13 protein-coding genes are annotated in these 14,640 nt (G+C 74.8%); 6 read left to right on the forward strand and 7 right to left on the reverse strand.

Translation table 11 applies throughout. The features are described 5' to 3' along the window. Positions 1 to 93: 93 nt before the first annotated feature. From ACOOHE_RS04500 to ACOOHE_RS04530, 7 genes are all read right to left on the reverse strand, one after another. Positions 94 to 2,193, reverse strand: a complete 2,100-nt coding sequence (locus tag ACOOHE_RS04500) for a LysM peptidoglycan-binding domain-containing protein (protein WP_420456605.1) — start codon at positions 2,191 to 2,193, stop codon at positions 94 to 96. 305 nt (positions 2,194 to 2,498) lie between these two features. Then, positions 2,499 to 3,524, reverse strand: coding sequence for a GTPase Era (era, locus tag ACOOHE_RS04505; RefSeq protein ID WP_420456606.1), 1,026 nt, complete (start codon positions 3,522 to 3,524; stop codon positions 2,499 to 2,501). 59 nt (positions 3,525 to 3,583) lie between these two features. After that, on the reverse strand, positions 3,584 to 4,483 hold the full coding sequence (locus ACOOHE_RS04510; RefSeq protein WP_420456607.1) for a hypothetical protein: 900 nt from the start codon (positions 4,481 to 4,483) through the stop codon (positions 3,584 to 3,586). A 92-nt stretch (positions 4,484 to 4,575) separates the two neighbouring features. Then, positions 4,576 to 6,774, reverse strand: coding sequence for a hypothetical protein (locus ACOOHE_RS04515; RefSeq protein WP_420456608.1), 2,199 nt, complete (start codon positions 6,772 to 6,774; stop codon positions 4,576 to 4,578). 66 nt (positions 6,775 to 6,840) lie between these two features. Next, a complete protein-coding gene (locus tag ACOOHE_RS04520; RefSeq protein WP_420456609.1) occupies positions 6,841 to 7,626 on the reverse strand; it encodes a hypothetical protein in 786 nt (261 codons plus the stop codon). Then, positions 7,623 to 8,168 carry a hypothetical protein gene (locus tag ACOOHE_RS04525; protein ID WP_420456610.1) on the reverse strand — a complete coding sequence of 182 codons (546 nt, stop codon included), beginning with the start codon at positions 8,166 to 8,168 and terminating at the stop codon, positions 7,623 to 7,625. Before ACOOHE_RS04525 ends, ACOOHE_RS04520 begins: the two co-directional genes overlap by 4 nt. Positions 8,169 to 8,551: 383 nt before the next feature. Next, positions 8,552 to 9,316, reverse strand: coding sequence for a pyridoxine 5'-phosphate synthase (locus ACOOHE_RS04530; RefSeq protein WP_420456611.1), 765 nt, complete (start codon positions 9,314 to 9,316; stop codon positions 8,552 to 8,554). A 474-nt stretch (positions 9,317 to 9,790) separates the two neighbouring features. Between ACOOHE_RS04530 and ACOOHE_RS04535 the strand changes: the two genes are divergently transcribed. The 6 genes from ACOOHE_RS04535 (at position 9,791) to ACOOHE_RS04560 (ending at position 14,511) form a co-directional block, all read left to right on the forward strand. Then, a complete protein-coding gene (locus ACOOHE_RS04535) occupies positions 9,791 to 10,264 on the forward strand; it encodes a hypothetical protein (protein WP_420456612.1) in 474 nt (157 codons plus the stop codon). A 4-nt stretch (positions 10,265 to 10,268) separates the two neighbouring features. After that, positions 10,269 to 11,135: a hypothetical protein gene (locus tag ACOOHE_RS04540; RefSeq protein WP_420456613.1), complete on the forward strand. Its 867-nt coding sequence runs from the start codon at positions 10,269 to 10,271 to the stop codon at positions 11,133 to 11,135. A gap of 135 nt (positions 11,136 to 11,270) precedes the next feature. Then, complete coding sequence (gene rsmD, locus ACOOHE_RS04545) at positions 11,271 to 11,822, forward strand: 16S rRNA (guanine(966)-N(2))-methyltransferase RsmD (RefSeq protein ID WP_420456614.1); 552 nt, start codon at positions 11,271 to 11,273, stop codon at positions 11,820 to 11,822. 48 nt (positions 11,823 to 11,870) lie between these two features. Then, positions 11,871 to 12,374 carry a pantetheine-phosphate adenylyltransferase gene (coaD, locus tag ACOOHE_RS04550; protein WP_420456615.1) on the forward strand — a complete coding sequence of 168 codons (504 nt, stop codon included), beginning with the start codon at positions 11,871 to 11,873 and terminating at the stop codon, positions 12,372 to 12,374. 48 nt (positions 12,375 to 12,422) lie between these two features. Beyond that, positions 12,423 to 13,208 (forward strand): hypothetical protein, encoded by a 786-nt coding sequence (locus ACOOHE_RS04555; protein ID WP_420456616.1) that lies wholly within the window; start codon positions 12,423 to 12,425, stop codon positions 13,206 to 13,208. Between the two features lie 85 nt (positions 13,209 to 13,293). After that, positions 13,294 to 14,511: a pyridoxal phosphate-dependent aminotransferase gene (locus ACOOHE_RS04560; RefSeq protein ID WP_420456617.1), complete on the forward strand. Its 1,218-nt coding sequence runs from the start codon at positions 13,294 to 13,296 to the stop codon at positions 14,509 to 14,511. Positions 14,512 to 14,640 lie beyond the last annotated feature (129 nt).

Here is a 14,640-nt window from a genome sequence, read left to right on the forward strand (position 1 = left end):
CCGTGCCCGCTGGGGCGAGGCCGTGGGGTCCACAAAAGACGCGCGCCGCCCCTGGAGGAGCGGCGCGCGACGGCCGAGACAGATCGGAAGCAACTACCCGCGCGAGCCGCGCGCGGTGACCCGGAGCCGCTGGCCGACCCGGATGACGTCGGAGTCGAGGTCGTTCCACTCGCGGAGCTGGCGGACCGTGACGCCGTAGCGCTGGGCGATCCCCGTGAGGTGCTCGCCCGAGCGGACCCGGTGGGTCGTCGGCCGCGCCGGGGCGGCCGGGCGGGTCGGAGCGGCGACCGGGGCCGCCGGCGTCCCGCTCACGCGGACCCGTTGCCCGACCCGGAGGTGGTCGCCGAGGCCCGGGTTGAGCGCGCGGATGTCCTGGAGCGACATCCCGTACTCCCGAGCGATCTGGGTGAGGTACTCGCCGCGCTGGACGACGTGCGTCGTCGGCCGAGCGGAGGCCGTGCTGACCGTGCGGACCGGGGGCGCCGAGCTGGGTGCGGCCGGCGCCGGAGGCGTGTAGCCGGCGGGCGTAGTCGGCGGGGCGGCCTCGGGCGTGTCGATCTCCAGGTCGGCCACCAGCTCGGGCTCCGAGCGCTCGGGCGTCGGCTCGGTCCGGGCGACGAAGGCGGGACGCGGGGCGGCCTCCGGCCGAGCGTCCTCCGCCCGACGGTCCTCGGCGTACCGGGCCTCCGCGTCGGCGACGGTGGCCGGGGCGGCGGCGGCGTAGGCCGGCACCGGCGCGTCGCGGACGACGCGCGGCCGGGGCTGGAGCGACCGGCGGAGGTCGCGGCGGGCGGCGAGCATCGCGACGGCCTCGCCGTGCTCCTGCGGCGCCAGCGGGCGGACGGCCCGCGGGCCGAAGTGGACCGTCCCGGCAGCGAACCGCTCGTCGCGGGCCTCCGGCGGAGCCAGCCGGTCGAGCGCCTCAGCGTGCTCGGCGTAGCTCCCGGCCGGGAGCCGGAGCATGTGGGGCACGCGGACGTCCGGCACGCGGCCCTGCCGCAGCGACGGGTTGAGCGCGGTGAGCACGGCCTCGTCGGTCCCGATCATCCGGGCCACGTCGCGGAGCCGCGTCCCGCCCTCGGCCGGGATCCGGTCGAACACGTAGGCCGGGCCCGGCTCGTGGGCCGGGAACCCGTAGGCGTCGGGGTTGGACAGGATGAGCGCCGTCGCGATGAACATCGGGACGTAGGCCCGGGTCTCGCTCGGGATCACGTGGTCGATGTCCCAGAACGTGGCCCGCTGGCCCGTCCGCTCCTCGAACCGGCGGACGCCCCGGGCGATCACGGCCGGGTTGCAGTTGTAGCCGGCAAGGGCGAGGTGCCAGTCGCCGAACCGGTCGTAGAGGTCGCGCAGGTGACGGGCCGCCGCGCGCGTCGAGGCCTCGGGGTCGAGGCGGTCGTCGATCTCGCGCTCGGCGCGGAGCCCGTAGGCCCGGCCCGTCGCCGAGATGAACTGCCACATGCCGGCCGCGGCCATGTGGCTCCGGGCGACCGGGTTCAGGGCGCTCTCGACCATCGCGAGGTACTTCATCTCGTCAGGCACGCCCTCCTCGGCGAGCACGCGCTCGACCATCGGGAAGTACGTGTCGGCGCGGCTGCGGAGCCGCTGGACGTGGCTCGGCCGGTTGAGCAGGAACTGGAGGTACCGCTCGACCTTCGGGTTGACGTCCATCGGGACCGTCGTCGCGAACGTCCCGATGTCGGGGAGCGTGACGTGCTCCAGGAGCGGGGCGCCCTCGTCGAACCCGCGCTCGATGGCGCGCGTGCCGGCCGCGCGGATGGCGTAGACGTCGCCGCGGTCGACGAGCGTCCGGTCGTAGTACCGCTCGTACTCGGTCATGACCGACCCGAACAGCTCGCGGAAGCGGGGGTCGGTGAGCGCGCCCGGCCGGAGCGCGGCGGCCTGGACGTCGGCCACCAGGTCGTCGAGCTGGACCGTGTAGCGGGCTTGGTCGCCGTCGGCGTCGGCCTGCAAGAGGTCGGCCTGGCGGGCGTAGAACTGGGCGAGGCGGCGGGCGAGCTCGGCGTCGGAGGGCGAGTCGGCGAGGGCGGACACGGGGAGGCGCGCGTCGGCGGGGGCCTCGAGGGCCTGGGCCGGGCGCGCAGGCGCCGTGTCTGTCCGTGCCGTCTGGGCGTGGGCGCCGAGGACCGGCGTCGCGACGAGGAGCGCCGCGGCGAGGAGGCTGCGGGGCATGGCAGGGGGGAGAAGGTGGAAACGCATGGCGGGCGACACGAGGCGGGACCCCCCCACCTCCTGCAAACCGCCGGCCCAAAGCTAAGGGACCGTGAAGGACGAGGGGGCCGCCGGCTGGAAAAAAGGCTACAGCCCGGGACTAGGGCCGAGAGCGCCGGTGGCCGGGCGCTCGGCCGGCCGCCGTCTCCGTTTCGGATCGACGCGACGACGGGGAGATCCGCCCGGCGTCGAGGCCGACGGCGTCGTCCGGCCAGCCCTGGGGGCGTAGCCTGGGAGCGCCGACGTCGCCGCCCGCCGCCTCCGTCTCAGCGGCCGAACCCGTACTCGCGCAAGTGGCCCTCCTTGTCCCGCCAGTCCGCCCGCGTCTTGACGAACAGCTGCAAAAAGATGCCGCGTCCCAAGAACGCTTCCATCTCCTCGCGCGCCGCCCGCCCCAGCCGCTTGAGCGCCGCGCCGCCCTTCCCGATCAGGATCGCCTTCTGCGAGTCCCGCTCGACGACGATGTCGCACGCCACGAAGTCCTTGCCCTCGGCCCGCTCCTCGTAGGTCACCACGACCACCTGGGTCGCGTACGGGACCTCGTCGCGGAACTGGTGGAACACGGCCTCGCGGACGATCTCCGAGATGAAGAACCGCTCCGGGTGCTCCGAGAGCTGGTCCGCCGGGTAGTACGGCGGGCCCTCGGGGACCCGGTCGAGCACGAGCTCCAGGAGCGTGTCCGTCCCCGTCCCCTCGCGCGCCGACACCGGGACGACGGCGTCGGGCGCCCGGCCCAACGCCTCGGTGTAGAGCTCGACGAGCGGCAGCGCTTGGTCGACCAGGCCCAGCTTGTCGACTTTGTTCAGCGCGAGCAGGACGGGCCCGCGCGCGGTCTGGACCCGCTCGGCCGCGTTCTGGGCGTCGTGCGTCAGTCGGGCCTCGGTCGCGTCGGCGAGGAAGACCGTCACGTCGGCGTCGCCGAGCGAGCGGTCGACGTCGCGCATCATGTGCTGGTGGAGCCGGTACTTCGGGCGGACCACGCCGGGCGTGTCCAAGAGCACCAGCTGGTAGCCGGCCGGGTGCGCCGGGCTCTCGCCCGGCTCGGCCGTCAGGATGCCGAGCACCCGGTTCCGCGTGGTCGACGGCCGCGGCGACACGATCGACAGCTTGGTCCCGAGCCAGCGGTTGAGCAGCGTCGACTTCCCCACGTTCGGCGCGCCGACGATGGCGACGTAGCCGCTCTGGTGGCCGCGCGGCTCGGCCGGCTCGGGCTCGGGCGTCGGCGGGGCGTAGGTCGCCGGGGCGTCGCCGCTGGGGTGGTCGGGCGTGTCGGCGGTCGGGTCGGGCTCCATGCGAGAGGGGAGGGCGGGCCAGGCGAACGCCCGGTCGCCCGGTCCCGTTCTGTGGGCGCTCAGGCGCCGACCGGCTCGGCCGACACGTCGGGCTGAGGCACCGGCTCGCGGTCCGAGCTCGCCGACCGGGCTCGTCTCGCGGCCCGCGGGTCGACGGGCGACCACACGACACGGACGCCGCCCGCGAGCGCGCCGAGGTGCGTCAGGAACACGGCCCAGAGCAGCGTCATGGCGGCCATCTCCACGCTCTCCTCCACAGCCCGGGACAGGTGGACGACGGCGTCCGGTCCGCTCATCCCGAACACCACCTCCGACGCCGACGCGAGGTCGGGACGGGCACCGAGCCGTCCGTACAGGTCCCATGGGTGGCCGTCCCCCAGCCCATCGACAAAGTCGAGCCCGACGGCGACGGCCATCAGCCCGAACGCGACGCCGACGAGCCCGCGCAAGCGGGCGGTTCGGAGCTCGCGCCACAGGAACGCGGCCATGAACAGGCCGACGCCGGCGAACACCGGCCCGAACACGAGCTGCCAGTAGTAGCTCGGGAACGCCGCGCCCAGCCCGGTCTCGCTCGCCCCGGACGCCCCGAACGCCGACCCCACGCGCTCGTGGAGCCGCGTCCCGTCGTCGAACGCGAGGTACGAGAAGAACACGGCCAAGACGGCCCACCCCAGCACGCGCCGCCGTGCTCCGCCGGACTGGCGGACGACGGCCACGACGCCCCAGAGCGTCAGCGCGACGAGCACCGTCTGCGTCACCGACAGCCATGAGCCCAGGCCGCGCTCGCTGGTTGCGTCGAACAGGGCCGCGAGGTCCGCCGACGCCAGCCCGCCCCCGAGGTGGAGCCACACGTCGAAGAAGACGGTGAGCACGGCGGCTCCGACCATGAGGCCCACCAGGGCGTCGACGGCCTGGGCCAGGTCGAGCCGGACCGTTACGGAGTGGGGGGCGGGTCTCAAGAGCGGGGAGGGGGATGGCGACTCAGCGGGCCGGCCGGTGTGCAACCGGCCGGCCCCGGCCCGCCCGCGCGGACGGGCCTCGCTGGGCGAGGTTATCTCCGAGTCGCTTGGCCACGCCCGGCGGACCTGCCCGACTCACCAGACGAGCCCGAGTCGCCGGACGCACCCGATCCTCCGCCTCTACCCGACCGGCCCGAGCCGCCGGACGCGCCCGACCCGCCGCAGGCTCCGACCGTGTCGCCGTGGCCGAGGTGGTCGGGAAGATCGAGCAGATGGAGCGTCTTCGTCTGTTTGTTCTGCTTGCCCGGCTTGTGGCAGACCGTCACGAGGCCGTTCCCGTCCGGGTCCGGGTTCGAGGCCGTCGCGTCGGCCTCGTCGGCCCGGGTCTCGGCCGCCGTCACGTGCGACGACGTGGACGAGACGAGGACCACCCGGCCGCCGTCGAAGTCGAGCCGCTCCGTGAGCTCGGCGACCTCGCCGATGTCGAACGTGAGGCGGACGTTGCGGCCCAGCCGGAGGTGGGCCCCGAAGGCCTCGCCGCCGCGGATCTTGTCGCGCCACGCGGCCTCCTCCTTCTCGTGGAGGGCCTGCTCGTCCTCCCGCATGTGCCAGTAGAACGTGGCCTCGTAGAGCCGGGCGTGGTCGCTCGCGCGGTGGACGCGGAAGGCGAGGGCGCCCTCGCGGTTCCAGTCTCGGCTGATGCACAGCGGCCAGCTGCTGCACGACGCATTGTCGAACGCCTGCTTGAGCCCGCGTAGGCTCAGGACGTCGAGGTCGAACGCGCGCAAGGCGTTGGCCGGGAACGTCCTCGACCGCCGGCCGCCCACGTCCGCGGCGAAGTCGCCGAAGCCGCCCTGGACCGTCGTGCGGAGCGGGCCGCCGGTCCCCTCCGTTCCGGCCACGTCCACGACGACGCGGGCGTACCCGTCGTTGTCGGCGTTGGCGAAGCTGAGGTAGACCGGCTCGGCGCCGAACCGCTGGAGGTAGGTCCGGAACTGGGTCTGGAACTCGTGCTTTCCGGCGCCCCCGTTCTCCATGAAGTAGACGTGGTCCCCGCGCGGCGCCGAGGCCGGCGTGATGTCGAAGGCGTGGGTGTGCTGGTGAAACGGGTAGGCCTTGGTCCACGGCCTCGCTTGCTCCGACCGGTTGCCCTGAGGCGCGCTGCTCGTCATGCCGGCCTGGGCGCGGTAGACCGTGACGTCGAGGTGGCCGCCCGGCGGGAACGCCTCGTGGACGACGACCAGCATGCCGGTGACCGTGACGGCCCCGTCGAGCTCGACCGGGAGCGTGGCGTCGGTCCCATGGACGATGACGATCCCGTTCCAGGTGAGGCGGGCGTCGGGCTCGACGCGGAGCGCGCCGTCGACCAGCAGGACGCCGTGACCGGCGAGCGACCCCGCGACCGTGAGGTCCCCGTCGAAGAACGTGATCTGGGTCCCGTCGGCGGCCGACCCGAAGGTGGCGTTGGCCATCGTGCCGCCCGATGCGTCCGTCGCCATCGCGGCGGCGAGCGGGGCGGCCAGGAGCGGGACGCGGGCCACCGGGAGCGACGCCGGCAGCCCCGCGACGGTGCCCGGGCCGCCGACGGTCCAGTCGCCCGCGAACGTCCGGTCGCCCGCGGCCGGGTCGATGGCGCCGACGGCCTTCTGGTAGAGGCCCTCGGCGTCGTCCACGTTGAGCCCGTCGAGGAGCTTGCCACGGCCCGCCCAGGCGTCCGTCTCGGGAATCGACATGCGGCTCTTCGCGCCCTGGACCGCCGCGCCGAGGTCGTTGGTGAGGTTGTCGAGGGGCAGGAGCCCTTCGAGCTCGAGGGCGTCGTGCTTGCGGCGGTCGAACTGGACGTCGCGGTCGCCCTGGGCGTCGGCGATCCGGCCGCCGTTGGACGCCGTCATGGTCGCGTAGGGGACGTCGAGCCACAGCGGGCCCGGGGCGTCGAGCGGCTCGTAGGCGTAGGCGCTCTCGACCGTGTGGACGGCGCCGCCGTAGGTCCCGGTCACGCGGAGCGTGGCCTCCTGGTCCGTGGCGCCGGGCACGTACTCGATCCGGAACCGGCCGCCCTCGTAGTCCTGCTCGGTGCCGAGGCGGACCGTCGGGTCCCGGAAGCTGCCGCCGGCGGCCATCTCGCTGAGGGCCACGCTCTGGCCGGCCTCGGCGATCTCCCGAGCCAGGACGTCCGCCTGGCCCTCGTTGTGGCGGCGGAGCGTCTCCGAAAGCGTGCCCCGCATGTTGAGGGCCAAAATGGCCCCGCCGACGACGGTGGCCAGCACGATGAAGAGGAGGTAGCGTCCCATGGGAAGGTGAAGCGGTAAGGGTCGGAGGTGGGGGAGCGGCCAACGTGGCCGCCGGAGTGGGGGGGCCTACGGGGTGAAGCTGGCGACGTAGCCGGCGTCGCCGGGCAGCGGGGGGATCCCGCCGGGCGTGGCGGTCACGACCGGGGCCGTCCCGGAGGTGGCCCCGGCCGCGAGCACCCGGACCGTCCGCGCGTGCCGCGTCGACGTCACCTCGCCCCGGCCCTGGTCACTCGTCTTCTGGGCGACGACCTCGGGCGCGTACCGGAGGTCGAAGCGGAGGTGCGGCGGCGTCTGGGCCATCGTGGCGGCCGTCGAGGTCGGGGTCCCGTCGGCCGCCACGGCCGTCACGTCGAAGTCGACGAGGCGCTCGACGGTGGCCGTCTCTCGGAGGGGGCCACCGCGGGCGAACTCGTACCGGGTCGCCCGCAAGAGCGATCGGTCGCGGCCGTCGACCTGGGCCCGGGCGCCGGTGTCCTCGACGTGGTAGGCCACGACGTAGACGGGCGACACGCCGAGCGAGTCGGGCGCGCTGAGCGTCGGGAACGAGAGGTGGCTCGTGAAGACGGTCCCGTCGGCGGCGGTCTCTTGGCGGAGCCGGAACCGGTACGTGCTGTCCCCGAGCGGCGTCCCGCCGGGCCCGCGCTGGAACGCGGCCTCGGTCTCGGCCCGGCTCCGGGCGTTCTCGAGCTCGCGCTCGATCGTCGTGGCGAGGCCGCTGGCGTGGGCGTGGGCGCGGTCCTGCTGGACCGCCTCGACGGCGCTCTGCTGGGCCCGCTGCTGGACCACGAACAGGGCGCCGATCAGGACCGTCCCCACCACGACGGCCGTCAGGTTGTCGAGGAGGAACGTCACGGGGCGTCGGGGGCGAGGGCGTCGACGCGGGCCGGCGTCACGACGCGGCGGAGCGTGGCCGTGGCCGGGACCCGCCCGGCCGGCGGGGACGTCTCGACGACGGAGACCTCGATCTCCTTCGTCAGCGTCGGCCCGGCGGCCGGCGTCTCCGGGGCGAGGTCCTCGACGTAGCGGACGCGGACGGCCGCCCGGAACTGGAGCTCGCCCCTCCCCACCGGGACCGCCTCGACCGCCGTGTGGTCGTCCCAGTCGTCGACGTCGTCGAACGTGTCCGGCCCGGCCTCGCCCGCGTCGGAGCCGAGGGGCGAGTCGGAGGGCTCGACGCGGATGCCGGTCCGCCCGGCGACGTCCTCGACGACGTCCTCCTCGTCGAACGCCAGCTGACTGACGCGCGCCATCCGGGCCCGGGCCACGTCGGCCGCGGCCAGCTCGGCCTCGATGGCGATCGTGTGCCGCGCGACGTCGTGCTCGTGGCGCTGCTTCCCGAAGGCGAGGAGGCCGAAGCAGAAGAGGGCCGCGACGGCCAGCAGAGTCTGGGGCATGGGTGGAAGAGGACCGGGCCGGGCCGCCTCGCCAGACCCGTTCCACTTTCCAAATCCTCCCGCCACTCCCTCGATAAATGGAACGGAAACGGCGCGTTGGCTCCGCCTCGTCCCGCCGCCGTCTCCCGCGTCCCAGGGCGAGACCGGGAACGCGACGGGTGGAATCGACCCGGCCGGAGGGGGCATCCCTCCCGCCTGCGCGGGGATGACTCGTCTGGTGTGGCCGCGGATCGAGAACAGGTCCGAGAACTTGGCGGCCCTCCCCCAAGAGGCGGAGAGGGAGCCTCTCTTCCGAGCATGCCGATCGTCCTGCGGGCACCCCCAGTCCACACGCCGCGTGGCTCCGGCTCGTAGCGCCTCGGCGCGACCCGGCGGCCGTGCGGTCACGCCCCGGCGATCACGTCGAGGTAGGCGCGGACGGCGGGCCCGAGCCCCATCACCAAGGCGTCGGCCAGGAGGGCCTGCCCGATCGAGACCTCGGCCACGCCCGGGACCGCGCGGAGGTACGGCCCGAGGTTGTCGAGGTCGAGGTCGTGGCCCGCGTTGACGGTCAGGCCGGCGTCGGCGGCGGCGTGGGCGGCGGCCCGGTGGCGGTCGAGCTCGGCGGCGGCGTCGCCCCGGGCCCAGGCCCAGGAGTAGGGTCCGGTGTACAGCTCGACGCGGTCGGCCCCGAGGGCGGCGGCGGCGCGGACGGCGGCCGGGTCGGGGTCGAGGAACAGGCTCACGCGGCAGCCGAGGTCGCGGAGCTCGGCGACGAGCGGCGCCAGCCGGTCGCGGTCGCGGTCGAGGTCCCACCCGTGGTCGCTCGTGAGCTGGCCCGGGGCGTCGGGGACGAGCGTGGCCTGGGTCGGGCGCGTCCGGCGGAGGACCTCCATGAACCCGGGGAAGGCGTAGCCGCCGTGCGTGGCCGGCCCCTCGAACGGGTTGCCCTCGACGTTGAGCTCGGCCCCGGCCGCCGGGAGCCACGCCGCGAGCGCCTCGACGTCCGACGCGAGCGCGTGGCGGCCGTCGGGCCGCGGGTGGAGCGTCAGGCCGACGGCCCCGGCCTCGACGGCGGCCCGGCCCAGGCGACCGAGGTCGGGGCGCGTGCCGCCCCGGGCGTTCCGCATCAGGGCGGCCTTGTTGAGGTTGACGCTGAGGCGGGTCACGGGGCGGACGGGCGGCGGGGCCGAGCAACCTAGCGCAGAACCCTCAGGTCGATAGGGACGGGGGGGGGTGGACAGGGCGAGCGCATTCTCGGCTCGCGGCTCGGAGGCGGGTTCGGAGGATGGGGGTGTGGGCGTGTGGAAGTGGACATCCCCCCACACTCCCTCCTCCCACACTCTCGTTCTGGCTCGCGGACTGGAGAATGCGCTCGCCCTGGGGGGGTGGAGAGGGTGAAGGGGTGGAGAGCTGGAGGGGGTGGCCGCCCTCCTCTCCCCCCGCCCCTTCCATCCCGGCCGCTCTTTCTGCCCCATCCGTCCCGGCCGCCCCGGGGCGGGCTCCCCTGCTCATCGCGCGCGGCGCCCTCCGTCCCTCCACTCGCAGGACCCTCATCTTGCCAATGCGCCGGGCCCGGGGGTATCCTGCCCGGCCGGCCGGCACCGGCCTCACCCCCCTCTCTCGACAACCCCCGACTCCTGATGGCCACCACTGGCGCCAGCGGCTCCGACCTCGCGATCCGTGCCCTCCTCGGCTTGCTCATCATCGGCTTGGCCGTGGTCCTGTTCTACGTGACCGTGGTCCCGGCCCAGCGCGCCGCGGCGGCCCAGCGCGAGACCGACCTGACGCGCGAGCGGATGTCGGACGTCCGGACGGCGCTCATCTCGTACCGCGACTCGGTCGGGGCGTACCCGTCCACGCTCGACTCGCTCGTGCTGTTCGCCCGCAACGACTCCGTGTTCGCGGCCCAGTCGCAGGGCGACGAGCGGCTCCGGCCGGCCGCCGCCGACTCGCTCGCGCTCTCGCCCCGGACCGGCAACCGGTTCCTCTACGAGGTCATCCGCGACACGTCGGGCGTCGAGATCTACTGGCTCGCCGACCCCGACGCGGAGGCCGACTCGATCGGCTCGCGCGACCCGAACCCGGCGCTCCGCAACGCGGCCTCCTGGGAGTAGACCGATGACGACAGCCGTCGCGGGTCTCAGCGGACGGACGCTCCGGTTCGCCGAGGTCGTCCCGAGCGCCGACGGCCCGGCCCTCCGCCGCTTGGGCGCGGCCGACTTCGACCTCGACGCCGAGCGGGCCGTGTTCGAGACCGGCGACCCGGAGGCGATCGAGGCCGTCGCGGAGGCGCTCGCGGCCGGGCTCGGCGGGACCGCCGCCGAGGCCCTGGTGGTCGCCGCGCACCCGACGGCGACCACGTCGTTCTTCTCGCGCCTGCCGGTCGGGCTCGCGCCCGAGGCCCGGCTCGGCCAGATCCACCAGGAGACGGCGCTCCTGGCCGACCTCGCCCCGACCCAGGCCGTCCGCGTCCGGGCCCGCTCGGTCCGCGTCGAGCCGGCGGCCGGCGGCGACCGCGAGTGGGTCCACGTGGTCCACGTCGCCGAGCCCGTCCACGCCCGGCTCTCGCTCCTGGCCGACGCCCTCGGCGTCGGCGGCTACGACGTCGCCGACTCGACGCGGGCCGCGGCGGTCGTCGCCGGGCCCGGCCTGGCGCTTGTCGTGGGGGCGTTCCGGGGCCACACCGAGGTGGCCGTCGCCCACGACGGCACGTTCCTCTTCGGCACGCACGGGCCCAGCACGGCGCCCGCCGACACGGCCTACTTCGCGCTCGCCGCGCTCCAGCAGGCCGGCGCCGAGGCCGGCGCCCTCGACCGCCTCTGGGTCTACGGCGACGACGCGACAAACGACCGCCTCGACCTGACGGCCGAGTTCGTCGGCGCCGAGGCGGCCTGGCTCGACCCGTTCGGCCCGTTCCGCCGCCGCCCCGACGCCGACGCGGGCGAGCTGGCCGCCTTCGCCCCGGTCCTCGGTGCGGCGCTCTAGGGCCGCGCTTGCGAGTCGGTCGCGGCGAGCAGCGTCGCGTCATGAGCGCGGGGGCAAGAGGGACAGGGCGTGGGGCACGAGGCGAGGCCTCGGAGCGCGGGGGATGGGGCCCCCTTGCCTCTTGCCCCTTGACCCTTGCCCTCCGGCCTCGTGAGGATCACCGGCGGCACGCTCGCGCGGCGGCCCATCGACGCGCCCAAGGGCGACCGGACCCGGCCGACGACGGACCGCGTCCGCGAGGCACTGTTCAGCGCGCTCGGGTCGCGACTTGACTTCGGCGGCGCGCGCGTGCTCGACCTGTTCGCCGGCAGCGGGGCGCTCGGGCTGGAGGCCGTCAGCCGGGGGGCCGCCCACGCGACACTCGTCGAGCGCCACGGGCCGACGCTGGCCCTCGCCCGCCGCAACGCCCACGCGCTCGGCGTCGGAGACCGCGTGGCCACCGTCCGGGCCGACGCCCTCGTCCACCTCGCCCGCGCCGGCGGCCCGTTCGACCTCATCCTGGCCGATCCGCCCTACGACTTGGCCGAGCTTCCGTCGCTGCCCACGCTGGCGCGTCCGCGCTTGGCGCCGGGCGGCCTGTTCGTCCTGGAGCACGACGCCCGCCACGCCTTCGACGGCACGCCCGGCACGGTCTGGACGCGGAGCTACGGCCGGACGGTCCTGAGCGTGTTCGGGGAGGAGGCGTGAGCGGCGGGGGCGCGGGCGATCTTGCCCCTTGCCCCCTGCCCCTTGCCCATGAGACTCGCCCTCTACCCCGGCACCTTCGATCCCATCACCTACGGCCACCTCGACGTGCTCGAGCGCGGGCTGAAGGTGTTCGACCGGGTCGAGGTCACCGTTGCCGTCAACGCCTCGAAGCGGACGCTCTTCTCGACCGAGGACCGCGTCGGGCTGGTGCAGGCGTGCGTGGCCGACCTCGACGCCCACGACCGCGTCACGGTGACGGCCTTCGAGGGGCTCCTGGTGGACCACGCCCGGGCCACCGGGGCCGCCGCCCTCTTGCGCGGGCTCCGCCAGGTGAGCGACTTCGACTACGAGTTCCGGATGGCGCTGGCGAACCGGCGGCTCCACCCGGAGCTCCAGACCGTGTTCCTGATGCCGGCCGAGGACCACACGTTCGTGGCCGCGTCGATCGTCCGCGAGATCCACCGGTGGGGCGGCGACGTGTCGTCGTTCGTGCCGCCCGTCGTGGTCGAGGCGCTCGCCGAGCGCCCGGCGGGGGGCGCCGATGGGGACTGACGCGGCCCGGCGCGCGGCCTATCCTGACTCCGGTTTCTCCGCACCGCCATGCGCTGGCTCCTCGCCCTCGTCGTCCTCGCAGTCCCAGCGTCCGCCCAGGGCGCGCACCGTTTGTTCCTGGCCCCGACGGCCCGGCCCATCCCGGCCGGGACGGTGAGCCTCGGCGTCACCAACGTGTTCGTCCCGACCGCGGCCGTCGGCGTCGGGTCCGGCGTGAGCGTCGGGGCCGGCGTCGTGGCCGTCCCAGCGTCGGAGCTGGCGGGCATCGTGTTCGTCGAGCCCAAGCTGACCGTCTGGGACCGGCCTGGGCTGGCGCTCGCGCTCGGCGTAACGGCCCGGGCGAACCCGTTCCAGAACGGCGCGGTCCACGCGGTCCCGTACGCCGTCGCCACGGCCGAGCGCGGGCGGTGGGCGGGGACGGCAGGCGTCGGCAGACGGGTGAACTACGAGCGGCGCGCGAGCCCGTGTCAGTTCCTTCGGGACCCACGGATCAACTGCGGCAGCGTTGGGGAGCAGGGCCGGTCGCTCAGCGTGGTCGCAGCCCCGGCCGCCTTCGGGGGGTTGGAGGTCCGGACGTCGGAACGATGGACGTGGGTCGTGGAGGCGACGGCGGTCCCCGACCAAGTCGTGGGCTACGAGTTCGGTACGGGCGAAGGGCGGCTCGAACGAAAGCCGGTCCACTACGACCTCACGCTCGGCGCCGGCTTCCGGGTCACGACGGGCCGGGCCGCCGTCGATGCCGGCCTCATCGTCGGGCAGGACGCCAACGGCTCCACGGCTCCGGCACCCCTGGTGGCCCCGTGGCTCAGCGTGGGGGTCGGGCTGGGGCGGTAGCGGGGAGAGAAGCGCTTCCGGCGGCCCGGCCCGTCGCGCCGGGGTCGGGGGCCGGCCTACCTTCCGTCGCCTCCCCCGCGCCGCCATGACGACCCCCGTCCCCGCCCTCGACACCCTGAGCCCGCGCGTCGCCGCGATGCAGCCGTCGGCGACGCTGGCCATCTCAGGCCGGGCCGCCGCGCTCCAACGCGAGGGCCGCGACGTCATCGCGCTCTCGGCCGGCGAGCCCGACTTCCCGACGCCGGCGCCCATCGTCGAGGCCGCGCACCAAGCGCTCCGCGACCAGCGGTTCAGCTACACGCCGAACCCCGGCATCCCCGAGCTGAGGGAGGCCATCGCCCGGAAGCTCCGCGACGAGAACGGGCTCGACGTGACCGCCGCCGACGTCGTGTGCTCGAACGGGGCCAAGCAGTCGGTTGCCCAGGCGCTCCTGGCCATCTGCCAGCCCGGCGACGAGGTGCTCGTCCCGGCGCCGTACTGGGTGAGCTACCCCGAGATGGCCCGGCTCGCCGGCGCCACGCCCGTCGCCGTCGAGGCCACCGCCGCCGCCGACTACAAGCTGACGCCGGACCAGCTCGACGACGCCATCACCGAGCGGACGCGCGTCCTCATCCTCAACAGCCCCTCGAACCCGACCGGCGCCGTCTACTCGCCCGACGAGCTCGAGGCGCTCGCGGCCGTCCTGCGCCGGCACCCCCACGTCGCCGTGGTCTCGGACGAGATCTACGAGCACGTCGTGTTCGACGCGACGTTCGCGGCGTTCGCCGCGCTCGACGGGATGGGCCCGCGGACGTGCACCGTCAACGGGTTCTCGAAGGCGTTCGCGATGACGGGCTGGCGGCTGGGCTACCTCGCCGCGCCGGGCTGGTGGTCCGGGGCGACGGCCAAGATCCAGAGCCAGCTCACGTCCGGCCCGTCGTCGATCACGCAGTACGCCGCGCTGGCCGCGTTCACGATGGGGCCGGAGCCCGTCGACGAGATGGTGGTCGCGTTCCGCGAGCGGCGCGACGCGGTCCTGGCCCGGCTCCGCGCGCTCGACGGCGTGACCTGCCCGACGCCCCAGGGCGCGTTCTACCTGTTCCCCGACGTCTCGGCGCTCTACGGCCGGCGGACGCCCGACGGCGCCGAGATCACGGGGAGCGTCGACCTGTGCACCTACCTGCTCGAAGCGCACGACGTGGCGCTCGTGCCCGGTGAGGCGTTCGGGTCTGATGCGGGCGTGCGGATCTCGTACGCGACGGACCTCGACACGCTGAGGGCCGCGTGCGACCGGATCGAGGCGGGCGTCGCCGCGCTGCGCTGAGGGCTCGCTCCGCTCGGAGGAAAGGGGAACGGGGACATGGGAACGGGCAGAGGGAAGGCGTGGGGTGGACCGAGGCAGGGGCGGGGGCCACCGTTCGCGCCTCACCGCTCGCGCCTCGGCCCGTCCTCT

The sequence above is a fragment of the Rubrivirga sp. genome (genome assembly GCF_965213695.1).
Lineage (GTDB): Bacteria > Bacteroidota > Rhodothermia > Rhodothermales > Rubricoccaceae > Rubrivirga.